The sequence below is a fragment of the Mucilaginibacter lacusdianchii genome (assembly GCF_009770985.1).
GTDB lineage: Bacteria > Bacteroidota > Bacteroidia > Sphingobacteriales > Sphingobacteriaceae > Mucilaginibacter > Mucilaginibacter lacusdianchii.
Map to the genome: position 1 here is coordinate 1,232,277 of NZ_WSRW01000002.1, position 23,225 is coordinate 1,255,501.

The 23,225-nt window shown below is 42.9% G+C and carries 26 protein-coding genes; 17 read left to right on the forward strand and 9 right to left on the reverse strand.

The genetic code is table 11. From position 1 onward, the window contains the following. Positions 1 to 49 precede the first annotated feature (49 nt). Together GPM24_RS12215 and GPM24_RS12220 are read right to left on the reverse strand one after the other, a co-directional pair. Positions 50 to 532 carry a lipocalin family protein gene (locus GPM24_RS12215; protein WP_158827030.1) on the reverse strand — a complete coding sequence of 161 codons (483 nt, stop codon included), beginning with the start codon at positions 530 to 532 and terminating at the stop codon, positions 50 to 52. A gap of 109 nt (positions 533 to 641) precedes the next feature. Next, the gene (locus GPM24_RS12220; protein WP_158827031.1) at positions 642 to 2,237 is read right to left on the reverse strand and encodes an FAD-dependent oxidoreductase; all 1,596 of its coding nucleotides are present in this window, start codon (positions 2,235 to 2,237) and stop codon (positions 642 to 644) included. Positions 2,238 to 2,384: 147 nt separating this feature from the next. On the opposite strand from GPM24_RS12220, the gene yiaK reads away from it, so the two are divergent. From yiaK to GPM24_RS12250, 6 genes are all read left to right on the forward strand, one after another. Further along, complete coding sequence (gene yiaK / locus GPM24_RS12225) at positions 2,385 to 3,374, forward strand: 3-dehydro-L-gulonate 2-dehydrogenase (RefSeq protein WP_158827032.1); 990 nt, start codon at positions 2,385 to 2,387, stop codon at positions 3,372 to 3,374. Beyond that, positions 3,350 to 4,006, forward strand: a complete 657-nt coding sequence (locus tag GPM24_RS12230) for a TetR/AcrR family transcriptional regulator (RefSeq protein WP_233268818.1) — start codon at positions 3,350 to 3,352, stop codon at positions 4,004 to 4,006. Before yiaK ends, GPM24_RS12230 begins: the two co-directional genes overlap by 25 nt. A gap of 24 nt (positions 4,007 to 4,030) precedes the next feature. Beyond that, entirely contained in the window at positions 4,031 to 4,594 is a 564-nt protein-coding gene (locus GPM24_RS12235) for a Crp/Fnr family transcriptional regulator (RefSeq protein ID WP_158827033.1), read from the forward strand. A 124-nt stretch (positions 4,595 to 4,718) separates the two neighbouring features. Further along, positions 4,719 to 5,108 (forward strand): RidA family protein, encoded by a 390-nt coding sequence (locus GPM24_RS12240; RefSeq protein ID WP_158827034.1) that lies wholly within the window; start codon positions 4,719 to 4,721, stop codon positions 5,106 to 5,108. Positions 5,109 to 5,266: 158 nt separating this feature from the next. Further along, positions 5,267 to 5,689, forward strand: a complete 423-nt coding sequence (locus tag GPM24_RS12245; RefSeq protein WP_158827035.1) for a DUF6010 family protein — start codon at positions 5,267 to 5,269, stop codon at positions 5,687 to 5,689. Beyond that, on the forward strand, positions 5,686 to 6,156 hold the full coding sequence (locus GPM24_RS12250; protein ID WP_158827036.1) for a hypothetical protein: 471 nt from the start codon (positions 5,686 to 5,688) through the stop codon (positions 6,154 to 6,156). Before GPM24_RS12245 ends, GPM24_RS12250 begins: the two co-directional genes overlap by 4 nt. A 6-nt stretch (positions 6,157 to 6,162) precedes the next feature. On the opposite strand, the gene GPM24_RS12255 is transcribed toward GPM24_RS12250, so the two are convergent. Beyond that, complete coding sequence (locus GPM24_RS12255; protein ID WP_158827037.1) at positions 6,163 to 6,909, reverse strand: RluA family pseudouridine synthase; 747 nt, start codon at positions 6,907 to 6,909, stop codon at positions 6,163 to 6,165. A 237-nt stretch (positions 6,910 to 7,146) separates the two neighbouring features. After that, on the reverse strand, positions 7,147 to 7,962 hold the full coding sequence (panB, locus tag GPM24_RS12260; RefSeq protein ID WP_158827038.1) for a 3-methyl-2-oxobutanoate hydroxymethyltransferase: 816 nt from the start codon (positions 7,960 to 7,962) through the stop codon (positions 7,147 to 7,149). 285 nt (positions 7,963 to 8,247) lie between these two features. Between panB and carA the strand changes: the two genes are divergently transcribed. Then, positions 8,248 to 9,354, forward strand: coding sequence for a glutamine-hydrolyzing carbamoyl-phosphate synthase small subunit (gene carA, locus GPM24_RS12265; protein ID WP_158827039.1), 1,107 nt, complete (start codon positions 8,248 to 8,250; stop codon positions 9,352 to 9,354). Between the two features lie 50 nt (positions 9,355 to 9,404). Here carA and GPM24_RS12270 read toward each other — a convergent pair whose 3' ends face one another. Next, positions 9,405 to 10,175: a hypothetical protein gene (locus GPM24_RS12270; protein WP_158827040.1), complete on the reverse strand. Its 771-nt coding sequence runs from the start codon at positions 10,173 to 10,175 to the stop codon at positions 9,405 to 9,407. A 229-nt stretch (positions 10,176 to 10,404) separates the two neighbouring features. On the opposite strand from GPM24_RS12270, the gene GPM24_RS12275 reads away from it, so the two are divergent. The 5 genes from GPM24_RS12275 (at position 10,405) to eno (ending at position 13,648) form a co-directional block, all read left to right on the forward strand. After that, positions 10,405 to 10,818 (forward strand): hypothetical protein, encoded by a 414-nt coding sequence (locus tag GPM24_RS12275; RefSeq protein ID WP_158827041.1) that lies wholly within the window; start codon positions 10,405 to 10,407, stop codon positions 10,816 to 10,818. A 96-nt stretch (positions 10,819 to 10,914) separates the two neighbouring features. Continuing rightward, positions 10,915 to 11,127, forward strand: a complete 213-nt coding sequence (locus tag GPM24_RS12280; protein WP_158827042.1) for a hypervirulence associated TUDOR domain-containing protein — start codon at positions 10,915 to 10,917, stop codon at positions 11,125 to 11,127. Positions 11,128 to 11,229: 102 nt separating this feature from the next. After that, positions 11,230 to 11,430 carry a hypothetical protein gene (locus GPM24_RS22140; RefSeq protein ID WP_199269732.1) on the forward strand — a complete coding sequence of 67 codons (201 nt, stop codon included), beginning with the start codon at positions 11,230 to 11,232 and terminating at the stop codon, positions 11,428 to 11,430. Between the two features lie 71 nt (positions 11,431 to 11,501). Then, entirely contained in the window at positions 11,502 to 12,194 is a 693-nt protein-coding gene (locus GPM24_RS12290; RefSeq protein WP_158827043.1) for a DUF2490 domain-containing protein, read from the forward strand. A gap of 155 nt (positions 12,195 to 12,349) precedes the next feature. Next, positions 12,350 to 13,648, forward strand: a complete 1,299-nt coding sequence (gene eno, locus GPM24_RS12295) for a phosphopyruvate hydratase (RefSeq protein ID WP_158827044.1) — start codon at positions 12,350 to 12,352, stop codon at positions 13,646 to 13,648. A gap of 37 nt (positions 13,649 to 13,685) precedes the next feature. On the opposite strand, the gene GPM24_RS12300 is transcribed toward eno, so the two are convergent. Continuing rightward, positions 13,686 to 14,615, reverse strand: a complete 930-nt coding sequence (locus GPM24_RS12300) for a hypothetical protein (protein WP_158827045.1) — start codon at positions 14,613 to 14,615, stop codon at positions 13,686 to 13,688. A 233-nt stretch (positions 14,616 to 14,848) separates the two neighbouring features. On the opposite strand from GPM24_RS12300, the gene GPM24_RS12305 reads away from it, so the two are divergent. Next, positions 14,849 to 16,150 carry a DEAD/DEAH box helicase gene (locus GPM24_RS12305; protein WP_158827046.1) on the forward strand — a complete coding sequence of 434 codons (1,302 nt, stop codon included), beginning with the start codon at positions 14,849 to 14,851 and terminating at the stop codon, positions 16,148 to 16,150. A 31-nt stretch (positions 16,151 to 16,181) separates the two neighbouring features. Further along, positions 16,182 to 16,511, forward strand: coding sequence for an FtsB family cell division protein (locus tag GPM24_RS12310; protein ID WP_369409685.1), 330 nt, complete (start codon positions 16,182 to 16,184; stop codon positions 16,509 to 16,511). Between the two features lie 500 nt (positions 16,512 to 17,011). Here the strand turns inward: GPM24_RS12310 and GPM24_RS12315 are convergent, their stop codons facing one another. From GPM24_RS12315 to fabG, 3 genes are read right to left on the reverse strand one after another with little or no spacing between them, the layout of a single operon-like run. Then, on the reverse strand, positions 17,012 to 19,102 hold the full coding sequence (locus tag GPM24_RS12315) for a vWA domain-containing protein (RefSeq protein WP_158827047.1): 2,091 nt from the start codon (positions 19,100 to 19,102) through the stop codon (positions 17,012 to 17,014). 56 nt (positions 19,103 to 19,158) lie between these two features. Beyond that, entirely contained in the window at positions 19,159 to 19,401 is a 243-nt protein-coding gene (locus GPM24_RS12320) for a DUF3253 domain-containing protein (protein WP_158827048.1), read from the reverse strand. Positions 19,402 to 19,425: 24 nt separating this feature from the next. Further along, positions 19,426 to 20,169, reverse strand: coding sequence for a 3-oxoacyl-[acyl-carrier-protein] reductase (gene fabG / locus GPM24_RS12325; RefSeq protein ID WP_158827049.1), 744 nt, complete (start codon positions 20,167 to 20,169; stop codon positions 19,426 to 19,428). A gap of 160 nt (positions 20,170 to 20,329) precedes the next feature. On the opposite strand from fabG, the gene GPM24_RS12330 reads away from it, so the two are divergent. The 3 genes from GPM24_RS12330 to GPM24_RS12340 all read left to right on the forward strand — a co-directional run bounded on the left by GPM24_RS12330 (position 20,330) and on the right by GPM24_RS12340 (position 23,176). Continuing rightward, complete coding sequence (locus GPM24_RS12330; RefSeq protein WP_158827050.1) at positions 20,330 to 21,007, forward strand: class I SAM-dependent methyltransferase; 678 nt, start codon at positions 20,330 to 20,332, stop codon at positions 21,005 to 21,007. 441 nt (positions 21,008 to 21,448) lie between these two features. Beyond that, positions 21,449 to 21,781, forward strand: coding sequence for a hypothetical protein (locus GPM24_RS12335; protein ID WP_158827051.1), 333 nt, complete (start codon positions 21,449 to 21,451; stop codon positions 21,779 to 21,781). Positions 21,782 to 21,865: 84 nt separating this feature from the next. After that, complete coding sequence (locus tag GPM24_RS12340; RefSeq protein WP_158827350.1) at positions 21,866 to 23,176, forward strand: bifunctional folylpolyglutamate synthase/dihydrofolate synthase; 1,311 nt, start codon at positions 21,866 to 21,868, stop codon at positions 23,174 to 23,176. Positions 23,177 to 23,225 lie beyond the last annotated feature (49 nt).

Here is a 23,225-nt window from a genome sequence, read left to right on the forward strand (position 1 = left end):
AATATAACGTTTTTGAAATATGCCGCTTAATTGCTTTTATGTGTTAGCGCTAACGGTCGTATCCAATAAATGCGTAGCGTGTTACTTTGCGTTTTAAAACAAGCGGAGTTTTGCGTATGGTATCCAGTGTTTGATTTACTTCCAATACCAGTGAATTTTCACCTAAATTTATGATACTGGTATATGATGTATCTGTTTGCAGAAACGGCTGTATGCTACCAACTTTACTGGTGTCTTTACATCGAATATCAGAACTTAATTTTAACCGGTCTTCGCTTAGTGTCCACTGACCATAAACTTTATCTTCCAAGCAGCTATAATTACTATAATGACAGGTACCATCTCCTCTAAACTCCAGTACCTGTCGCAAATTACAATTCGTATTCAAAGTATCGCGCGTAACGGTGTCGCCCCTATAATTATCTACCCTAAGCGATGCCAGTTGCCATGGCTTTTGCAGAAAAACATTAAGCGATTCGCTGGGATCGTTTTTTTTGCAAGAATGAATTACTGCGACTGTTATTAGCAGCACCGGGATGATTAATAAAAAAGATTTCTTTGAGATACGCACGTTGCAAAAATAAAAAATCCCGGAAATTGAGCTTATCCGGGATGTGATTTATAACGTTAATTTATCAGAACTATTGTTTGGGCGTTTCTACCGGAGCCAAATCAGACAATGCAGGCCCATTAATAACCTTCCCCTCGCAGGTAAAGCGCGAGCCATGACAAGGGCAATCAAACGATTTTTCGTCATTGTTCCATTGCACTACGCAACCCATATGCGGGCATATGGCTGTATAAGCATGGAAAGCGCCGGCATCATCGCGGTAAACGGCTACTTTGTTAGGCCGGCCTACAATAGCGGCTTCGCCGGGTTTAATTTGCTGCAATGATTCTACGTCCGAAGGTAGCAGAAAGTCAACATACTGCGACAAGGTGCTGTATTGTTCATGCACAAAGGTTTTCAGGCTTGTCATTTTTAAAGTTATCCGGCCTGGATCATACAGTTTAGTCCAAGGGTTTTCAACGCCGGTAATCAGGTCGGTAATTAAAATACCAGCCAGCGTACCATGCGTCATACCATTGCCCGAGTCGCCGGTAACAATATATACTTTTTCATCACCCGGATTTTTTCCGATAAAGCCCAGATCATCCACCGGCTCCATTACCTGGCCAGACCAGCGGTACACAATTTCGCCGGCTTGCGGAAAGTGTTTGCGCAGCCAGCTTTCCAAACGTTGGTAGCGATCTTCTTCCAATTCCTCTTCTTTATTAGCCTGCCCGGTTTTATGATCGGCACCACCATGTATCAGTAAATCATACTGCTCATTAAAAGGCTGGGTGCGTACATAATTATAAGGCATGCTTGGCCAAACAGAATCCTGATCGCCGGTATCCCACCATAAGGCAGGTGTAATGGCGTCTTTGGGCACTTTGGCCACAATAACATATGAACGGTAAGGCGATTGCTTGGTATGCATGGCAGCCCAATCATTAATTGGACTATTGGTTGCAACCACTGTGTACTCTGCCGTTACTTTATGATCGTTAGCTTCAATATAACCATCTTTCATGGTTTTGGTATTGGCGTGGGTTTTAGTATATATCTTACCACCTAATCGAGTAAATGCATCAGCTAAGCCATTCAGATATTTTAACGGATGAAATTGCGCCTGCTGCGGAAATTTTAAAACCGGACCATCTACAGCAGCAATACTTGGCATATCGCTGGCATCGAGCATGGCAGTTTGCAAACCTGCTTTATGCGTAGCTTCCAGTTCCTCATCCAGCGATTTTTTATCGTCTGACGGATGCAAAAACAGATAGCCATCCACCCGTTTAAAATCACAGTCTATATGTTCTTCGGTTACAATTTTTTCTACCAAATCAATAGCCGCCGTATGGCTTTCGGCCGCATGTCGGGCTCCTTCTTCGCCAAACAGTTCGGCCAGTTCACTATAGCGATCATCAAGCGCATTGGCAATATGGGCGGTGGTACGGCCGGTTTCGCCACTGCCAACCAAGCCATCCTCCAACACCACTACTTGCTTGCCTGCTTTGGCCAGGCAATAGGCTACTGTTAACCCGGCAATACCGGCACCAATTACGGTTACATCAGCTTTGATATCCTGATTTAATGTTTCAAACTCGCGTTGCTGAACGGTGTCCGTCCAACAGGTAATATGTGTGCCCGATGTTTTTACACCATCAGCATTAGGTTGATTGTTTTCCATTTGGTTAGTATGTTTAGTTAAATAAAAACCAGCCGTTGGTAATATGGTTTTAAGACTATACAGAATTATAACCTATAGCTATTTGTTAAATAACAACCGGATATAACTTTCAATACCATTACCATTTACATACAAAGCCACCTATCTATGCGTATCCCTTTTGAACAAATGCAGGCCGAGTTTAAACGCATCCTGCTTCAACTCCATTTTACCGAAGTCAAAGCTGAAGCCTGCGCTACTATATTTGCTGAAAACAGTCGCGACGGTGTATATACACACGGCCTGAACCGCTTTCCAGTTTTTGTGCAGCATGTAAAAGACGGTCTGGTTAACCCAGATGCAAAACCATCTCTCAATCAGCAGTTTGGCGCTCTAGAGAGCTGGGATGGCCACTTAGGGCCGGGCATGTTAAACGCCCGCTTTTGTATGGATAGAGCCATTGAGTTAGCCAACCAACATGGTATAGGTTGTGTAGCCATCTGTAACACCAACCATTGGATGCGTGGCGGCACTTACGGCTGGCAGGCTGCTGAAGCTGGCTGCATAGGCATTTGCTTTACCAACACAATAGCCAACCTGCCACCGTGGGGCGGCGTAGACCCACGTTTGGGCAACAATCCGCTAATTATTGCCGTGCCTCGCAAATGCGGGCATGTGGTACTGGATATGGCGGTATCCCAATATTCGTTTGGAAAACTGCAGCAATACAAAGCCAGTGGCGAAGAACTGCCTTTACCGGGCGGCTATGATAAAGATGGCAACCTATCCACCAACGCGGCCGATATCATGGAATCGAGACGGTTGCTACCGGTGGGTTTCTGGAAAGGATCGGGACTTTCGCTGATGCTGGATTTGCTGGCTACGGTGCTCAGCAACGGCAAATCAACCGCGGCGGTTACACAGGCTGGGGCCGAGTCGGGCGTATCGCAGGTATTTATTTGCCTTAAGCCGCAGCATGACGGGCACACGGCCGGTTTAGTTGAACAAATTCTGGACTACACTAAAACCAGCAGACTTACCGAACCGGGTCAGGAAATACGTTACCCTGGCGAAAGCACTCTGCGTACCCGAGAAAAAAACAATACAGAAGGCATACCCGTTGATGAACAGATATGGCAGCAGATGCTTGCTTTATAAAGCCGGCTTTTGGTATTTTTGCCCAAGCACATTCCTTAAATTACATGTCGAAAGGCGCCGCCACAAGGCTCATCATCCTGCAAAAAGCATTTGAACTGGTTTACCGAAAAGGTTACCAGGCTACCAGTATTGACGATATTATTGCCACTACACAGGTAACTAAAGGTGCTTTTTTTTATCATTTTAAAAATAAGGACGAAATGGGGCTGGCCATGATTAACGAAGTGATGCATCCCGGCATGTACCCAGCTCTCATACAGCCGCTCGAAAGTGCTTCCAACCCGGTAAGTGAGCTTTACAACATGATGAAAGCTTTGCTAATAGGTAATCCGTTTTTTGAAGTGCGATATGGCTGCCCTGCAATTAACCTGATGGAGGAGATGGCGCCTTTGAACGAGGAATTTAAACAGGCGCTGGCTCACTTATCATCCCGGTGGAAAAAAGCCATTGAGGCCTGTATAGAACAAGGCCAACGAGGAGGTAAGATAAAACCACATGTGAACGCCGAACAGGTAGCGTTTTTCATCATATCGGGCTATGGCGGCATTCGCAACTTGGGCAAACTTTATGGGTCCGCCTGTTATATTACCTACTTACAGGAATTGAAAAATTATTTGAGCGGTTTGCAGTAAAACGTGCTACAGTTATTAATTTATATGTACGACAAACTAAGAACGCATATTGAAAAAGTAGTACCGCTAACAGATGATGAGTTTGCCTTTGTAACTACACATTTTACGGTTAAGCATTACAAAAAGCGACAATTCATTTTTGAGGAAGGCGACCTGGTGCCCAACTCCTACTGGGTGGTATCGGGCCTGCTGATGCTGGCTTATCGCGACGAAGCGGCCCGGCAGCATATTGTTTCCTTTGCAATGGAAGACTGGTGGGAGAGTGATTTTTTAGCCTATCATACGCAAAGTAAAGCCACCATGGCCCTGCAGTGCCTGGAAGATACGGAGGTACTGTGCCTCTCGCTGCAGAATTACCAGCAGTTATGCTCCAGGTTGCACAAAATGGAACATTTTTTTCTTACCAAGGCCAACTCCGGGCACATTGCCTCACAACAGCGCATCTTGTCGTTTATCACCTCCAATGCGCAGCAGCGTTACGAGCAGTTATTGAAACGTTACCCGGCCCTTTTACAACGCGTTCCCAAAACCTTGCTGGCCTCCTACCTCGGTGTTTCGCGCGAAACCTTGAGCCGGCTTACTTATTAATCTGCCCCGAACGGATTTAAAATTGTGCGGTTTGTCACACAAACAAGTCGCGCCTGATACGGAATTTTGCTTTATAATTTATTGAACAGGATGTTCTATAGCATCTTTATTAAAGCAAATCCTAATGGAAAAACGAATTATTAATCCGTGGACCTGGCAAAATGAGCGCAGCTACGCACAGGCCGTTGAAGTTAAGCAAGTGGAAGGCACGCTGTATTGTGCAGGCCAGGCAGCCGTACATGCCGATGGTACATCAAGCAATGCCGATATGAAAACGCAACTGCTGTTGGCCATCCAAAATCTGGAACAGGTAATTACTGAAGCTGATTACGAATGTAAGAATATTGTGCGGTTGAACATCCTCACTACCTCTACAGCCGAATTATGGCCACACTTCACTGTACTGCAAGAATGGATTGCCAAGCACGGTATTCAGCAAGCTACCACCCTATGCGAAGTAAAAACGCTTTTTGAAACTTTAAGCATTGAGTTGGAAGCTACCGTAGTAAAGTAAAAACTTAAACGATTAATAAGGCCCATCAGAGCTGGACCTTATTTTAAACCAATACTTGAAAAGATTCATTGATGGCCTTTAATAGCGAAAAATAAATTCCTGCAAAAAGATACCAATTAGTATGTTTTATATATTTTTGTGTTGATAAAGCAGAGAACATGTCAGCAACAGCAGAATTTACGTTAACGAACACCTTAGCAGCAATTGGGATTGCGGGGTTATTCATTTCCTTATCTTCATTAATTAAAGAGCCGGAAAGGCAAAAGTTTAACGCCATACTGGTTGGCGGTGCAGGCGCTGCCTATTTAAGTGGAGGATTGGGTTTATGGGAATTCGCTTTTTGCACCCTGATGACCTATATTGCTTACAAAGGGTTACAGCATTATTATTATATTGGTATAGCATGGCTATTGCATACCTGTTGGGATGTGGTGCACCATCTATATGCACATCCTATTGTTCCGTTTGTACCCACATCGTCTGCTGGTTGTGCAATATGTGATAGTATATTGGCTGTTTGGTTTTTTATGGGAGCACCTTCCGTTTTCAACCGGTTTAAATATCAAGCTAAAACTGCATGAGTTTATATCCTATTTTATTAGCTCTTCATTCCTTAACCCGCTGGCTGGTTCTGCTAAGTTTGATTTACGCCATATACCGCAGCTATAGCGGATGGCGGCAGGACAAACCTTTTTCAAAATTTGATAACAGCGTAAGGCATATTACAGTTACTATTGCTCACATACAGTTAGTATTGGGCGTTTGGCTGTACTTCATCAGCCCCATTACCAATTATTTTCTGGCAAACTTTAAAACGGCAGTACACGAAAGGCAGATACGCTTTTTTGGGATGGAGCATGTTACGGTAATGCTGGTTGCCATAGTGTTGATTACTATTGGTTCGGCGAAGGCTAAACGCAAACCTACCGACCAGTTAAAATACAAAACCATGGCTGTATGGTATACCGTAGCCATGGTTTTAATTATATCGTCTGTGCCGTGGCAATTCTCGCCACTAATCAGCCGACCATATTTCAGGTGGTTTTAATGAGATTTAATCTTCTGTTCCCTTTAAACTAACTTCATGATCTTTATCCTGAATCATGTAGGCAAACTTTTCCCAGAAACCATCCTTAGGCAACGGCGCTTTAATATCTACCGGTTCTTTTTTAACGGGGTGCATAAACTGCAAACGGCGAGCGTGCAGACAAATACTTTTTTTAAGACTGCCGCGTGGATAGCCGTACTTATTATCGCCCACAATAGGGCAATTTAAGGTAGATAACTGTACGCGTATTTGATGCGGCCTACCAGTAATGGGATTTACTTGAATTAAGTAATAGCCGTTCAACTCGCCCACCAAGCGGTAATGCAACTCTGAGCGCTGGCTGCCCTGCACCTCATGCCCATGTGCTTTGGTCACATTTTTCTGCGGGTTTTTCACCAGCCAGTGTACCAAGTTACCAAAAGGCGGCTCGGGCCGGTTGCGCACCACTGCATAATAGGTTTTATGCATTTGGCGACTTTTAAACAACAGGTTCAATCTTTCCAGCGCCTTGCTGGTTTTGGCAAATAAAATAACACCGCTAACCGGTCGATCTAACCGGTGTACCACGCCTAAAAAGGCGCCATTGGGCTTATCGTATTTTTTAGCAATGTACTTTTTTACTTTCTCGTCCAGTGGCTCATCACCAGTATCGTCTACCTGTACAATGTCACCTGCCCGCTTATTTACAGCAATCACGTGGTTATCTTCATACAGAATATCAGCGTCGGTAAGTTCAGTATATTGATTTTGCATTTCAGATTAGGTAAATGGGGTATTTGTAAATACGGATTAAATAAGCAGAATGTTTCAGCCCCAACTAAACCTTCCCGGCAGGGAGGACTTTAAGAATAACGTCATCTCGAACGACAGTGAAATATCTTTTCGAAGCGGCAGTGTTAACCTAATCGCTTCAAAATATTTCTCGTTATCACTCGAAATGACAGTTTTATTAAAAGCTACTCTGGTCTAAGCTTTGAGATTTGAACCGGTTTAATATTGCTCTTTATCGCTAGGAAAATCCTGTGCTTTTACGTCGCTCACATAATGTTGCACGGCCTCGTTCATTACATCATATAAATTGGCATACTGGCGTAAAAACCGCGGGCGGAAACCTTTGTTTATACCCAGCATATCGTGAATTACCAGTACTTGCCCATCGCAGCCCTGCCCGGCACCAATGCCTATGGTAGGTATCTGCAAGCTACTGGTAACTTCTTTTGCCAAGGCAGCAGGTATTTTTTCGAGCACTACCGAAAAGCAACCAAGTTCCTGCAATTTCAAACAATCTTCACGCAGCTTCTGAGCCTCGGCCTCTTCTTTTGCCCTTACGGTATAGGTTCCGAATTTATAAATAGATTGCGGCGTTAAGCCCAAGTGCCCCATAACCGGGATGCCTGCGGTTAAAATACGACTTACCGATTCGGCAATTTCTACCCCGCCTTCCAGTTTGATGGCATGTGCGCCCGATTCTTTCATGATACGGATAGCCGAATTCAACGCTTCCTTTGAATTACCCTGGTACGAACCAAAAGGCAAATCAACCACTACCAACGCCCGTTTAGCTGCACGCACTACCGACGAGGCATGATAAATCATCTGATCTAAAGTAATAGGCAGTGTGGTTTCATGCCCGGCCATTACGTTTGAGGCCGAATCGCCAACTAAAATTACATCAATACCGGCGTCGTCTACAATGGTAGCCATTGAATAGTCATAAGCGGTAAGCATGGCTATTTTTTCGCCTTTGGCTTTCATGGCCTGCAGGCTGTGGGTGGTAACGCGTTTTATCTCTTTATTTACTGACATCTTTGTAGAATCAAGATTATATAGTCAAGAATCAAAATTGTTATTACATAAATCATAAAACAGAATATTTACATTTCTGATTCTGTATTCTAATTCTAAAACCACCGCAAAGGTAGAAACAGATTTGTATAAATTATTGCGTTTTTACATTCAGTTAACTTAAAATTATTGTACATTTGCGACCGTGAATTCAGAAGCATTGTTACTTCTTTATACCCGCTGTTTTCACGGAGCTGCACCACAAGCCAACCGGCTCAATGTTAATCCTTTTAATTTTATTGTAAGATGACGAATTACACCAAGTTACCGGCTGTACTTTTACTGGCTGACGGCACTGTTTTTCATGGCAAAGCAGCCGGAAAAATAGGTACAACCACCGGCGAAATTTGCTTTAACACCGGTATGACCGGCTATCAGGAAATTTTTACCGACCCTTCTTACTTCGGTCAGATCATGGTAACCACCAATGCACACATTGGTAACTATGGCATTAACAAAGAAGAAACGGAATCTGAAAAAATTCAGATTGCAGGGTTGGTTTGTAAAAACTACAACATTGCTTACAGCCGCAAACAAGCTGATGAATCTATTCAGGATTATTTTCAGGAGCAGAACATTACCTGTATCTCTGATATTGACACCCGCCAGTTGGTACGCCACATTCGCGACAAAGGTGCCATGAACGCCATCATTTCATCAGAAATTCTGGACATTGAAGAACTGAAAAAGAAACTGTCCGAAGTACCTTCTATGGACGGCCTGGAGCTTTCATCACAGGTATCAACTAATGAAACCTACACCTTTGGTAACGAGAATGCTCCTTACCGTGTAGCGGTACTGGATTTAGGTGTAAAGAAAAACATCCTGCGCAATTTTTCTGACCGTGATGTTTATGCAAAAGTATACCCGGCCAAAACTTCATTCGAAGAAATGGAAAAAGATTTTCAGCCTAACGGCTACTTCATTTCCAATGGCCCTGGTGATCCGTCGGCTATGCCTTACGCTATTGATACGGTAAAAAAAGTACTGGAAGCTGATAAGCCAATGTTTGGTATCTGTTTAGGCCATCAATTACTAGCACTGGCCAACGGTATTCCAACCAAAAAAATGTTTAATGGTCACCGTGGCTTAAACCATCCGGTTAAAAATATTATTAAAGACCACTGCGAGGTAACTTCACAAAACCACGGTTTTGGTGTGGTGCAAGATGCGGTTCGTGCATCTGATAAAGTAGAGGTTACCCACGTAAACCTGAACGACCAATCGATTGAAGGTATCCGTGTTAAAGATAAAAAAGCATTTTCGGTACAATACCACCCAGAATCGTCACCAGGCCCGCATGATAGCCGTTATTTATTTGACGACTTTGTGGATTTGATGAAAGATAAATAATAAAAAAGGGTTTAGCATTTGCTAACCCTTTTTTGTTGAAAGAAGATCACTTAATCTTCTATATCATGCGGTTGCAATAGCAATGCCGAACAAACACCGGCCAGCAACAAGCGCTCGGCCGGAGCCTGGGTTTTAAAGTACACAGCGCCTTTATCAATTAATGATACCGCCGCTACAGGCTGATTATCTTGATTGAAAATTTCGTAACCAGATACATCGAAAGTGCTTGCCTGATGGCTGCCATTGCTGCCTTTGATTTTGGTGACAGGCACAAAATAGTAATAGTCCTGATCGGTTTGATACAGCGTACCAGCATGGCGTTGGTTTGTATAATGTGCGTTATTATCTAAAGTAAGTTGCCAGGGCAAATCACTTTCATCATCCGGGTTGGTGATGATGATATAGAGATTGTTTTTCAATATATCTGACGATGTAAACTTGGATGAGGCGCTACGCCCCTTTGTCCATGTTCTGTCGGTTTTAGCAACATTTATAGCGCTGCTTATAGTAAGCGCCCGCCCTGCAGTATCCTGAATGGTGAACGAATATGCCTGATGCCGTTTGATAAAATCAGCAGTGATATTGGAAAAATCGTAATACCTGCTTACTGCCTTTGTAGTAGTCCACGAGCGTTTAATTTTATCGGTAGCAAACTCGCCAAACTTTAGTTTCTGGTTAAAGGTGAAGCCTTGGCGGCCTTGCACTACATATTCCGGCTGACTGTTCCAATTCTGCTCACGCAAGGCCAGCTTTGCACTATTACAACCCGCTAATACAAATGGTAATAAAACAACAAGTAAATATTTGAATATTAATTTCATGATAACAAGTAAAGGTTTGGTATCAGGCAGACTATCAATCACCTGATTGGTTTAATTTACATTACAAACAACTTGAATTTATTGAAATATTCGTCGATAGAAATTACCTTTTCATCTTAACTCATTGTTAAAGCCAATACAAAGCATTAGATTTGGTAAAAGATTTACGATTTGGCTTAACTTTAGTATTTTTTCGGCGTACAAGGTATCATCACCTTATCTTACACCTATGGCAAAATATCTTACTTTACTTCTTCTGGTGCTTACTATAGCGTCCTGCAAAAAAGCAGAGATGCAGGAGGTAGAGTCTGCCAATGGTAACGTAAAATTACTGCAAGCCAATATTGCCAGTGTAAATGGGCCTCTCACCGCAAAGGCTAATGATTCTGTTGCCTTTACGGTATCCTGGCCGCACACCGGCGAACACCATGCCTTTAACAGCTTCAAAACAGATACGGTTAATCCATATACTTTCAATATTAAACTGTTTGTAGATGCCAGTAGCTGTGCCAATTGTGCGCCCGATACATCATCACACTCATCGGTTTATACTTTTAAACCAGCCAAAAAGGGCAATTACTTTCTAAAGTTTTACGGCAAAGACACTACCAAAGCTATTGCCGATACTATAAAAGTACACTAGTTAAATTTCACCTGTTTTATTTATTTCACAACCTGCTTTTGTGAAGCACGTTATCTGGCTGCGTTTTTGTTTATTCTATTATAAACATCTAAAGCCATGAAAAAAGGAGATACCGTCCACTGGAATTGGGAGAAATCAGAAGCCGAGGGCAAGATTGAAGCCAAACACGACAAACCCGTAAAAAAGACAATTAAAGGCAGCACCGTGAAACGTAACGCCAGCAAAGACGAGCCAGCTTATGAAATTAAGCAAGCTAACGGTTCAAAAGTAATCAAATCAGAAAGCGAATTAAAAAAGGGTAAGAAGTAAGCCTCGCTTTTTAAGAAGCACTTTTCCGCCGTTCGCCCTGCGTTTTCGTCCATTTACCGAAAATGTATACGAATAAGAGTTGCGTTGTTGTATTTTTAAAGCATGACAACGCAACCTATCATAAAAGTAAACAACCTATATAAGCAATACGGCGATTTTAAAGCCGTAAGCGGCATCAGCTTTGATGTTTATGAAGGCGAATATTTTCTGGCCTATACGGGGCTTAAGCGATGTGACTCACCAGTTATTAATTTTGTTAGCGTGGGGAATTGCCATTTATGCGGTAGCCATAAAAACTTTTAAATGGGAGTGATCATGTTAATATAAACTGCTTTAAAATTATATTTTTGCGCCTTTGTTAACAATAAATTAACATGGGCGTTTTTCTTCGTGGCAGTCTGTTGATTGTAATTTTAGGCATTTATACTTTATCGGCTAGCGCCCAGTATAAAGGATTGGGAGGATGGAATATTATCACCATTAATTTGCCTGGCAACACCCAACACCGTTGGGGCGGTTATTTTGAAGCTCAAGATCGTAACTACGGTATTACTACACAGTTTTATTATTATGAGGTCAAAGCAGGCGTAAGTTATAATTTTGACAACAACAGCTCGGCATTGCTGGGTACTGGCCGGTATACTACTTATGGTTATGACGAGTTGGATGAAGGTCCACAGGTTACGGAAACCCGTTTGTGGGAACAGTTTAACCTAACCCAATACATCAGCCGTATTAAACTGGATCATCGCTACCGGGTAGAACAGCGCTGGCTGAGCACTGGTTACCGCAACCGTTTCAGGTACCGGCTTACCGCCACCGTTCCATTTAACTACCCAAAAATGCAAAAAGGCGCTGTTTTTTTTAGTGGCTTCGGCGAAGCTTTTTTAACCAATAAAGAACCACATTTTGAACGCAGCCGCTTTGCAGGATCGCTGGGCTATCAATTTACCAAAGCGTTTAATTTACAGGCTGGTATTATTAATCAGTACAACTATGCTATTACTAATGATAACAGCAAAAACTATCTGATTTTAACGGCAACCTATAATATTCTGCGCAAATAACAACCATTTTCCAATTTCTTAAAACAAAAACGCAGTTCTTGCTGTACAAAAAACACTAAGCTTAACAACTTAGAATTTCTATTTTAACAATTTGCCCTTATCTTAGCGCGCAAATAATTGTATAATCTTATATACACTTACCAAACGATAGCAAAATGAGTTTAATAATTAATGTACATGCCCGCCAGATATTGGATTCGCGCGGCAATCCTACTATTGAAGTAGACGTATTAACCGAAAACGGCGCATTGGGCCGTGCAGCAGTACCTTCAGGTGCTTCAACCGGTGCACACGAAGCTGTTGAACTGCGCGATAACGATAAAACCAAATACATGGGTAAAGGCGTGTTACAAGCCGTTGCCAACGTAAATGATAAACTGGCCAAAGAATTACAGGGCATGGACGTTTTTGAGCAAAATGCTATTGACGCGCTGATGCTTGAAATTGATGGTTCTGAAAATAAAGGCAACCTGGGTGCTAACGCTATCTTAGGTGTATCTTTAGCTGTAGCTAAAGCTGCTGCTCAAGAAAGCCGTCAGCCTTTGTACCGCTATGTAGGTGGTGTAAATGCTAACACTTTGCCTATCCCAATGATGAACATCATCAACGGCGGGTCACACTCTGATGCACCTATCGCGTTCCAGGAGTTTATGATTATGCCGGCTGGCGCACCTTCGTTCTCTGAAGCTTTGCGTTGGGGTGCCGAGGTATTCCACAACCTGAAAAAAATTCTGCATGACCGTGGCTTATCTACTGCTGTAGGTGACGAAGGCGGCTTTGCACCAACTTTTGACGGTACTGAAGACGCGGCTGAAACTATCCTGAAAGCTATTGAAAAAGCTGGTTACAAACCAGGCGAAGAAATTTTCCTGGCGTTAGACTGTGCTGCATCTGAGTTTTTTGTAGACGGCAAATACGATTACACTAAATTTGAAGGCGACAAAGGTGCCGTTCGCACCAGCGCTGAGCAAGTTGAGTATTTAGCTCAATTAGCAGAAAAATACCCTATCATCTCTATTGAAGACGGTATGGCCGAAGATGACTGGGATGGCTGGAAATTATTAACTGAGCGCATTGGCAGCAAAGTACAATTAGTGGGTGACGACTTGTTTGTAACCAACGTTGTGCGTTTGCAACAAGGTATCGATAAACACATTGGTAACTCTATCCTGGTTAAAGTAAATCAAATTGGTTCATTAACCGAAACTATCAACGCGGTATCTTTAGCACAAACCAACGGCTATACTTCTGTAATGAGCCACCGTTCTGGCGAAACTGAGGATGCTACCATTGCCGACTTAGCTGTTGCCTTAAACTGCGGTCAAATCAAAACCGGTTCAGCATCACGTTCAGACCGGATCGCTAAATACAACCAGTTATTGCGTATTGAAGAAGAATTAGGCGCTAACGCTAAATTCATCGGTAAAGATTTTAAATACGTTAAAAACAGATAATTTATACTACGCAAGTACGTAAATATAAAAGCCGGCTTTAATGAGCCGGCTTTTTTGTTGATGAACGTTTCTTTTTTGTATCTGCAGGTGTAATATGCAAAGTTGGCACGGGCGTAGCTATCACATCCTGTTTAAGCTCCTCTTCCTTGCTCTTAAAGTACGCCGTTGCGGTGTTTAGTTTCAAATTACTTTCAAAGTGCTGCGTAGGTTTAAGCCGGTAATAGGTTTGATAAACGCCGTTTTGTAACTGGTCCAAACTATCGGGCACTGCAGTGCTCTTTTTTAATTCCGCAAGTTGACGTTCGTAACTGTCGGGCAGCGGTGATTTATGCCCGGTGGCTTGCTGGTTGCCATCAGCATTAATTAAATACAGCACTCCATCTTTCAGTACTGCCTGGCTCTCGAATAGCTGCTGATTGGGCGCGGGATTGTAGTACAACAACGCTGCGTTATAGCCGGGCGCTAAGTTATATTGATAAATCTCGTGCCTGCCTTCTGCTATTTGCCTGCTAATAAAAATACTTCCCAACTTATTTGCAGGCACTTGCAACGTGCTTGAACGGGTAAATATGTTTTCGCCTGGCAAATGCAGGTACTTTAAACTGTCGGCATTGAATTTATTCAGCACGCGAAAAGCAACGGTTGTGTTCATGCCAAAGTTGCGGAAAATGAATTCATTTTCATTTGCACCTGCTTTACGCTGGTAAACCAAAAAGGGGTCACTTTGCGGCGGTGTATCCTGCTTCAAATAAATACCATCTCCTTTGCGCTCCCATTTCCCAATAATTACCTGATCTACCGCACCATAACTCATGGCTATAACAAAATTGTGTTGCGGCATGATATACAACTGCAAAGCCAGCTCATGTTTGGAACCATTGTAAGATCCGACATAATCGTTTTCCTGAGCAAATGTGTTAATACAAGCTGTTAACATAGAAAGTAGAAGCAAGTTTAAATATCTCATACAATTTTACAAGCAGTAACCGGTTCCCGGCTAAATGCATTTGGGTTGATGCAAATAACGGGCATTCCTATTAAAGGTTTATGCTAGGGCTTCGCACCCTGTCTAATATTCAAAATAAATATCCCAACAATTAATCGTATCTTTGCCTTAGTGCACTGATTATATACCAGTTGCCCAGCTAAACCCCTCATAATACTGTACAAATCAGTACGGGAACATACATAAATTAATAAATGTTATTTCAAGATTTAAATTTAATTGAGCCTATCCTGAAGGCTTTGAAAACTGAAGGATATACTCAGCCAACCCCTATACAGGAGCAATCCATTCCTATTATTTTACAACGCAAAGACCTTTTGGGCTGTGCGCAAACCGGTACCGGTAAAACGGCTGCCTTTTCTATTCCTTTGTTGCAGCTTTTACACCAGGAGCGTACAAATCATAAGGAGCAAAAAACTATTAAGGCCCTTATATTAACCCCTACTCGCGAACTGGCAATCCAAATAGATGAGAGCTTGGCTGCTTACGGCCGCCACACCGGCTTAAAGCATTTGGTAATTTTTGGCGGTGTATCGCAAAACCCGCAAACCGATGCTTTAAGAAGAGGCGTTGATATACTGGTAGCTACGCCAGGCCGCTTGCTGGATTTGGTAAACCAACGATTCGTTCATCTGGATCATATCAAATTTTTAATACTGGACGAGGCCGACCGGATGCTGGATATGGGTTTTGTGCATGATGTAAAAAAGATTATTGCCAAAGTACCGGCCAAACGCCAAACCTTATTTTTTTCGGCCACGATGCCACCCGAAATTCAGCAACTGGCCAATACCATATTAAACAAGCCAGAAAAGGTAGAAGTTACACCAGTATCATCTACTGCTGATACCATACAGCAAGAAGTATTCTTTGTTGAGAAAGGCGACAAAAAAGCTTTACTCAATCACATTCTGAAAGATAAAAGCATTGAAACCGCGCTGGTATTTACCCGCACCAAGCATGGTGCCGATAAGGTGGTAAAAGATTTGAGTCGTGCTGGTATTACGGCCGAGGCCATTCATGGCAACAAATCGCAAAATGCTCGTCAGCGTGCGTTAACTAACTTTAAAAACCGCACTACCCGCATACTAGTAGCTACCGATATTGCTGCCCGCGGTATAGATGTGGATGATCTGACACACGTAATTAATTTCGAGTTGCCTAACGTGCCCGAAACGTATGTGCACCGTATTGGCCGTACCGGTCGTGCCGGCGCCAGCGGTATAGCGTTATCTTTTTGCGATCATGAAGAAAAAGAATTTCTAAAAGATATTCATAAACTGATTGCCAAAACTATTCCGGTTAACGAAGAGCATCCTTACCCTATGCGCAAGCTAACGGATGTTGAACGTATAAAAGAGGAATTAAAGGGCAAGCCAGCACAACAACACAGGCGCCCTTCGTCATCCAACCAACGTAACGGTGGTGGTAATCGCAGGTTTGGCAACAGTCGTAAACCGACAGGTAAAGGTTCTTCAGCTGGCGCTAAAAATTAATTTGGGAGTTAAATTTAATCCGTTTAAATTTATGATGAAATATTTAACGCCTGACGGAATGAAACGCGTGTTTGACTTACTCAAAAACAAGTTTTTTTTGGTAACAATCGCTTTTGTAGTGTGGATGCTGTTTTTTGATAAAAACGATTTGTATTCACAATATGAGTACAAGCAGCAACTCAATAAACTAGAACAGGAGCGCGACTTTTATCAGAAAGAAACTGCCCAGGTAACCAAAGACCTCGACGAGTTAAACTCCAACCCACAAAAGCTGGAAAAATTTGCCCGCGAAAAATACCTCATGAAAAAGCCTGATGAAGACGTTTTTGTGATTGTAAAAGAGAAAAAGAAAGAGGATTAGTCCTCTTTCTTTGTTTAGAACGACTTCTTCTATTGTTTGAACTTTAACTTCCTTTAGTGTTTCATTAGGATATGTAAAGTAATTTAACCACGGCCTGTGGATGTTACTTTTTCTTTTACCGCAAAAGAAAAAGTAACCAAAAAGAAAGCTCTCGGCCGCACCTTCTTTCTACTCAGAATAGTACCAGTACTTAAGTCAGTAGCTACCGAAAGAAGCTGAATGCCGATTTTTTCTTGTTTGGCTCGTTCTGGTAGTGCTTTACGTTAAATGAAAAAAACATTATAAAAAAGAAAAAAAGCGCAGAGGCTCGCTATCGCGCCCGGGCCGGCGGCTGCCTGCGGCGTTGGGTAGGGCTCGCGAGAGCTAGGCCTTTTTGGATACTTTTGTGGCTATGACAAAAGTATCTAGCCCCTGCGGCAATGAGCAGACGAAGTAAGTTCAATGGCACCAAAAAATATTAAGAAACGCACTAATCAAGCTCCAAACGCACAAACACTCACTTACACTTCCCCTTCCCTTTTACGCAAAAACCATTCGCCACTTAATAGCGCCAGTATCAATACAAATACCCATTTCACATCGATCAAATCACTGTAATGCTTATCATCATACACAATGGTTTTGATGTTTTCATTTTTGCGGATTAAATCAACCAACTGATTTACCTGCGAGGGCTGCAGCATTTGCCCGCCCGACTGCTTGGCTAAGGTATAAAGCAATTGATGATTGGCTGTGCTTTGGCGGCTTTCTAAACTTAGCTGTTTAACAGTAAACTGTCCTTTGGCAGTAAACGTTTCACGACCTAGTTTGGCTGTAGCAATATAACTGTAATCGCCTACCGGCAAAGTACTGGCATTCAGCTGATAGCTTTTTCCGTTACGACTAAACAGGTAACTGTAATGTTTACCTGCATTACTTTTAATGCTAACATTAACATCGGGCGTATTAACCAGTTCCAGCGCATCGTTATACAATTCGGCATTCAGTAATACACTTTCGCCTTCGTCAAACACGTTTTTGCTGGCATAAGCCCTAAAACGCTGGCGGTTGGCGTTGGCTGTTAAAAATTGCACTGCTTGTCCAAATAATTCTTCCAAGGCTTGGTGACTGCCATAGCTTTGATATTCGGCCAATTGCCAGCGCCATAGGCCCTCGCCCGCCATTACAGCCGTGCGCCTGCCATCTGCCTCGGCAAAAGTTAATAGCGGGTAGCCGGTAGATACATTACCGATTTTTTGTTTTAGTAATACTGTGGCTTCGTTGCCAGTTCCGTAATTACCGTAAGGTGCCAGTAAAGGTGGAAACTGGTTAATTTTACGCAATGTGGAATCAGACAACGTAAATAACGAGAAGCCGGTTACCGGCTCGGCAAACACCTCCTGCATTTCGGTACGGCCTGCCGCTATTTGTATAGTTTTTTGTTCGTTGTTAAATGCTGTTAAATCAGTTTGTGCACCGGCCATATACCAAACCGGCACTTTGCTTTTACTCACAAAATCTCTTAGTACAGCGTTACTTGCGGCGGATGCCTGGTAAAGCATAATCAGGTTATAGTCGCTCAGTTTAATGCCTGCCAATTTATCGCCCTGAACAGCCTTAAGTTCAAAATTTTGGTTATGCTCTACAGATTGTTTGATAGCACGTATATCCGGATGTGCGCTAGCATAAACCAATAGCACTTTCTGGCGCGCATCAAGTACTTCTATATATATGCTTTCAGTATTATTCTTTGTAGAAAGCTCGTTGGCTACTGGTGCTACACTAATGGTAAACTTGTGAATACCTTTTTTTTCGGCACTTAATTTTACTGGAATGGTTTTGCGGTAGGCATTTGCATTAACGGCTATATTTTGGATGAACACTTGCCTTCCATCTTCTGTAACGCTCAAGTGCATATTTTCGCCCCGGCTTTGAAGGGCTTCGGCCTGCACTTCTATAATAAAATCGTTGCCCAAAAATGCCGTTTTATTGTAGTTTACGTTACTAACTACTAAATCCCGCCGGGGGATGGTATCCCCTAAGGCTATAGTATAAATACTGGCTTTTATATTACGTGCCTCATATTGCGGATCGTTTCCTTGATTGTATAAACCATCAGTGGCTAGCACTAAAGCACCAATATTCTGGTTCACAAAACGCTCGTTTAGCTGGCGTATGGCCGAGCTGATATTGGTTTGCTTGCCATTAAAGCGGTTGGACAAACCATTGTTCAATTGTTGATCGAAGTTAAACTCGCGCACTTCATAATCATCACCTAATGCCTTTTTCAGGTTGGCCAGTTGGCTAATTAACTGGCTTTCACTAAATCCTTTCGGTTTAAAATTTTGTATGGATGACGAGTTATCTTGTGCAACCAGCACCAATGGCTTTTGTGGCTGATAAGTAACCGACTTAATCAGCGGCGATACCAGCAAAAACGCAATTACAAATACAGCCAGGGTACGCATAGCGAATAGCAGATACCGCATTTGCTGACTGATATTTACCGGCTGCCGGTACATTAACCAGGCATACAATATGCCTAATAACAGGCATACAGGCGTCCACCAGCCCGAAACAGTTCCCCAGGTAATTGAAAACAAAAACAGCATACTTGTATTCCAAATATGCTGTTTTATTTTGAAAGGATGTAGATTAGAACATCCAGTTATATAATTTTAATGCGGATAGGTCCTTTGATATGCTGAACATCAACGGCTGCACCTTTTTGCGTGATGCTTACTTTGCCTTGTTGCTGCAACGCTATTGCCACATCCCGTATCTGGCTCATGTGCTTTCGCCAATTGTCGGGAAACATGGCTCTTGCTACTTCCGACGGGCAAATAGTTTTATCCAGCCCGCGTTCGGTTGCCATTGATATAATCACTTTAGCAACTTCGTTATTTTGCATACCGATTGCCAGCTCCTTGCCTCACTATAACATACCGCCATCAACGGCTATTACCTGACCGGTAACATAAGCGCTCATGTCTGATGCTAGGAAAACACAAGTATTGGCCACATCATCGGTTTCGCCGGCACGTTTCAGCGGGATGTTTTGCGTCCAGCCTTCAACCACTTTCGGATCCAGCACTTCAGTCATTTCGGTTTTAATAAAACCAGGTGCAACCACGTTGGTACGGATGTTACGTGAACCCAGCTCTTTAGCTACTGATTTGGAGAAACCGATAATACCCGCCTTAGAAGCAGCATAGTTAGACTGACCGGCATTACCCTGTACACCAACCACCGAACTCATGTTGATAAACACCCCCTTACGGGCTTTCATCATCACGCGCGATGCTGCTTTGGTTACATTGAATATGGATTTCAAATTTACGTCCAGTACTTCATCCCACTGTTCTTCGGTCATACGCATCAGCAGGCCATCTTTAGTGATACCGGCGTTGTTCACTACAATATCCAGCTTGCCAAAATCGGCTACAATATCGTTAATCAATTTATCGGCCTCATCAAATTTAGAAGCATCTGAGCGGTAGCCTTTAACCTGAGTACCAAAAGCTTGCAGTTCCTGCTCTAAAGCCTGGCCTTTTTCAACAGACGACAAATAAGTGAACGCCACGTTGGCACCATGCTCGGCAAACTTTTCGGCTATTTTACGGCCTATACCTTTTGACGCACCGGTAATCAGCGCGGTTTTTCCTTCTAACAGTTTCATAATTTTATCAGAATGATTTTCGAGGCTGTGAAGGTAGGGATTTTAACATTGAGTTCATAGTTTGTAGGGTATAGTTCAATATAATAGTGTTTTCACCTACTTTATGTTAACGTAAAAGTTTCTTGTATAAACAGATAACTAATTTGGTTATCTTCAACCCATGCAAAGTGTTGAAGCCTTTTACAATCAGTTAAGCAACCGCTATACTGAATTAATTAGCCGTTGTGTTCCGCGTTACGATGAAATATTTTATAACCTGTTCTATTATATACCGGATGACTTGGAACCCCTTCAGATTTTGGACCTGGGCTGCGGTACAGGCAACTTAACGGCGGCCGCCTTGCAACACTATCCACAAGCCGAAATCCATGCATTGGATATTTCAGCTGATATCTTGAAGGAATGCCAGCAGCGTTTTGCAGATAAATCCAATGTATACTATCACCAGCAAGATTTCAGCGATCTGGATTTTGAGCTGGAAAGCTTTGATTTGATCATATCCAGTATAGCCATTCACCATATACCCGATTACGAGAAAACCGACTTGTATGACCGCGTGCATAGCTTGCTGAAACCCGGTGGCGTATTTGTGTTTGCCGACCAAACCCAAGGCATCAACGAAGAAATTTACCAAAAACACATTGGCCGCTGGAAAGAAGAAGCCTTTAAACTAGGCTCAACCGAGGCCGACTGGCAGCTTTGGATGGAACACCAGGATGCCCACGATTACCACAGCCCTGTAAGCTGGCACCTTAACCAACTGGAACAATCCGGCTTTGATGAAGTAGACCTGATCTGGAAAAACATCATGTGGGCGGTTATGTGGGCGAGAAAGTAGTTGGAGGTAAAAGATAAGAACAAAGAAACAAGAGCCACGAACCAAGATTGAAATCTTCGCTCCTTATGCCAAATACCATGCTTTTCAAAGAAGCGCAGAGGCCCGCTGTTGCGCCCGGGCCAGCGTAGGATAAGGGGGCGGATAGGTGATCGCAACAGCTAGGCCCTTTTGTTTCTTTTGTGGCTATGACAAAAGAAATAGCCTCTGCGGCAATGAGCAGACGAAGGAGGTTCAATAGCACTAACACTAAGTTCTAAACGCAGTAATCAACATTAAGAACACAACTGCAATTACGGCAACGAATGCCCAGATTACTTCGACGGCCACTACACCTGCTATAGCTGTCTCGCAGTGACGTTTCCTTCAAAATTATAATTCAACATCCTTCAAACGTCCACACTCTTTCTTTGTTACGGTAAAGCAACATCACCATAGCAAAACATGAATACGGCTAAAATCATCCGCCATCGGCATAAATTCCATCATTATTTGAATGATGACCTGAAATCGGTTACAGAAGAAACGCATTTTAAGATTGTGTTTTCGGAACCTGCCGAAATGGATAAATTTAAAGAGTGGATAGCCCGGCACGACGGCGAATACAATTACAACAAAAGCGAAAGCAAACAGGAAGGCAAGTTCCCTAAAGTTCCTTTTTTTCATGATGAGATTTGCTGGTGTGATATTATGACTTTTTATCTGTTACATGAAGCCGGCTACCGTTACCATTCATCTATTCACCCCTACAAGGGCGAAGTGTATGTTAAGGAATAATAAGCTTTATTCTGAGGTTAACATGATGCAGGTATAATAACGGGTGCTTACTTTTGCGACGTTGCATGACTGCAACTAATGAACATGAACTACCCGGAAACGCTCGATTATTTATACAACCAGCTGCCAATGTTTACCCGCATAGGCGCATCGGCTTTTAAAAAAGACCTGACCAATACCCTGGCTTTGTGCGAACGGCTGGATAATCCGCAGCATAAATTTAAAACCGTACATGTGGGCGGCACCAATGGCAAAGGATCAACATCGCACATGCTGGCCGCCGTGCTGCAAACGGCTGGCTACAAAACCGGTTTATATACCTCCCCGCACCTGCGCGATTTCAGGGAACGCATCCGCATTAACGGGCAGATGATCAGCGAACAGGAAGTAGTTGAGTTTGTAGCCCATCATCAAACCGACTTTGAAGAAATTCAACCCTCCTTTTTTGAAATGACGGTAGCCTTGGCTTTTGACGCTTTTGTAAGTCATGATGTTGATATAGCTATTATTGAAGTTGGTTTGGGCGGCAGGTTAGATTCTACCAACGTCATCAGCCCTCTCCTATCCATCATCACCAATATTGGCTGGGATCACATGAACTTGCTGGGCAATACCCTGCCCGAAATAGCCAGCGAAAAAGCCGGAATTATTAAAGCGGAAACTCCCGTTATCATTGGCGAATACCAACCCAAAATTGCACAGGTATTTTTAGATAAAGCGGCAGAGCAAAAAGCACCTATCAGCTTTGCATCTAAAGACTGGGAGATTACACCCATTAATAGCGAGAAGGCAGAGGTCTCAAACTCAGAAATAGCTTTGCAGGTAAATCGCACTGCATCAACCAACACTGATTATCCGCCAGTAATCAACTTGGACCTGACCGGAACCTACCAGCTTAAAAACGTTAAAACTGTTCTGTCGGCTATAGGTAAATTACGGATTCAAGGCTTTGCCATTACTAACGAGGATGTTACAACAGCGTTGCGTCAGGTGAAAACATTAACGGGTTTACAAGGTAGGTGGCAAACGTTGAGCCTTAATCCGTTAACCATTTGTGATACCGGCCACAATCCGGATGGTATCGAAGAAGTATTGAAGAATATTGAAGCAGTACCTTATCAGCATTTACATTTTGTAATAGGTATGGTAAATGATAAAGACAGCAGCAAAGTATTAAGCATGTTGCCTAAAAATGCCACTTACTATTTTTGTAAACCCGATATCCCCCGCGGCTTGGATGCTGATGCGTTGCAGCAACAAGCAGCCGCTTTTAATTTAGCAGGACAAACTTATGCATCAGTACCCGCAGCACTACAAGCAGCACAACAGACGGCCGCACCAAACGACCTGGTTTTTGCTGGTGGCAGCACCTTTGTAGTAGCCGAAATTGTTTAAAATTAACACATAGGTATTCGGTAAATCGATACATTTACGGTTTAGTAAA

Coding starts and splice junctions, on each gene's coding strand:
- GPM24_RS12220 (WP_158827031.1), bottom strand. CDS start 2,237: ATGGAAAACAATCAACCTAATGCTGATGGTGTAAAAACATCGGGCACA.
- yiaK (WP_158827032.1), top strand. CDS start 2,385: ATGCGTATCCCTTTTGAACAAATGCAGGCCGAGTTTAAACGCATCCTG.
- GPM24_RS12230 (WP_233268818.1), top strand. CDS start 3,350: ATGGCAGCAGATGCTTGCTTTATAAAGCCGGCTTTTGGTATTTTTGCC.
- GPM24_RS12235 (WP_158827033.1), top strand. CDS start 4,031: ATGTACGACAAACTAAGAACGCATATTGAAAAAGTAGTACCGCTAACA.
- GPM24_RS12240 (WP_158827034.1), top strand. CDS start 4,719: ATGGAAAAACGAATTATTAATCCGTGGACCTGGCAAAATGAGCGCAGC.
- GPM24_RS12245 (WP_158827035.1), top strand. CDS start 5,267: ATGTCAGCAACAGCAGAATTTACGTTAACGAACACCTTAGCAGCAATT.
- GPM24_RS12250 (WP_158827036.1), top strand. CDS start 5,686: ATGAGTTTATATCCTATTTTATTAGCTCTTCATTCCTTAACCCGCTGG.
- GPM24_RS12255 (WP_158827037.1), bottom strand. CDS start 6,909: ATGCAAAATCAATATACTGAACTTACCGACGCTGATATTCTGTATGAA.
- panB (WP_158827038.1), bottom strand. CDS start 7,962: ATGTCAGTAAATAAAGAGATAAAACGCGTTACCACCCACAGCCTGCAG.
- carA (WP_158827039.1), top strand. CDS start 8,248: ATGACGAATTACACCAAGTTACCGGCTGTACTTTTACTGGCTGACGGC.
- GPM24_RS12270 (WP_158827040.1), bottom strand. CDS start 10,175: ATGAAATTAATATTCAAATATTTACTTGTTGTTTTATTACCATTTGTA.
- GPM24_RS12275 (WP_158827041.1), top strand. CDS start 10,405: ATGGCAAAATATCTTACTTTACTTCTTCTGGTGCTTACTATAGCGTCC.
- GPM24_RS12280 (WP_158827042.1), top strand. CDS start 10,915: ATGAAAAAAGGAGATACCGTCCACTGGAATTGGGAGAAATCAGAAGCC.
- GPM24_RS22140 (WP_199269732.1), top strand. CDS start 11,230: ATGACAACGCAACCTATCATAAAAGTAAACAACCTATATAAGCAATAC.
- GPM24_RS12290 (WP_158827043.1), top strand. CDS start 11,502: ATGGGCGTTTTTCTTCGTGGCAGTCTGTTGATTGTAATTTTAGGCATT.
- eno (WP_158827044.1), top strand. CDS start 12,350: ATGAGTTTAATAATTAATGTACATGCCCGCCAGATATTGGATTCGCGC.
- GPM24_RS12300 (WP_158827045.1), bottom strand. CDS start 14,615: ATGAGATATTTAAACTTGCTTCTACTTTCTATGTTAACAGCTTGTATT.
- GPM24_RS12305 (WP_158827046.1), top strand. CDS start 14,849: ATGTTATTTCAAGATTTAAATTTAATTGAGCCTATCCTGAAGGCTTTG.
- GPM24_RS12310 (WP_369409685.1), top strand. CDS start 16,182: ATGATGAAATATTTAACGCCTGACGGAATGAAACGCGTGTTTGACTTA.
- GPM24_RS12315 (WP_158827047.1), bottom strand. CDS start 19,102: ATGCTGTTTTTGTTTTCAATTACCTGGGGAACTGTTTCGGGCTGGTGG.
- GPM24_RS12320 (WP_158827048.1), bottom strand. CDS start 19,401: ATGCAAAATAACGAAGTTGCTAAAGTGATTATATCAATGGCAACCGAA.
- fabG (WP_158827049.1), bottom strand. CDS start 20,169: ATGAAACTGTTAGAAGGAAAAACCGCGCTGATTACCGGTGCGTCAAAA.
- GPM24_RS12330 (WP_158827050.1), top strand. CDS start 20,330: ATGCAAAGTGTTGAAGCCTTTTACAATCAGTTAAGCAACCGCTATACT.
- GPM24_RS12335 (WP_158827051.1), top strand. CDS start 21,449: ATGAATACGGCTAAAATCATCCGCCATCGGCATAAATTCCATCATTAT.
- GPM24_RS12340 (WP_158827350.1), top strand. CDS start 21,866: ATGAACTACCCGGAAACGCTCGATTATTTATACAACCAGCTGCCAATG.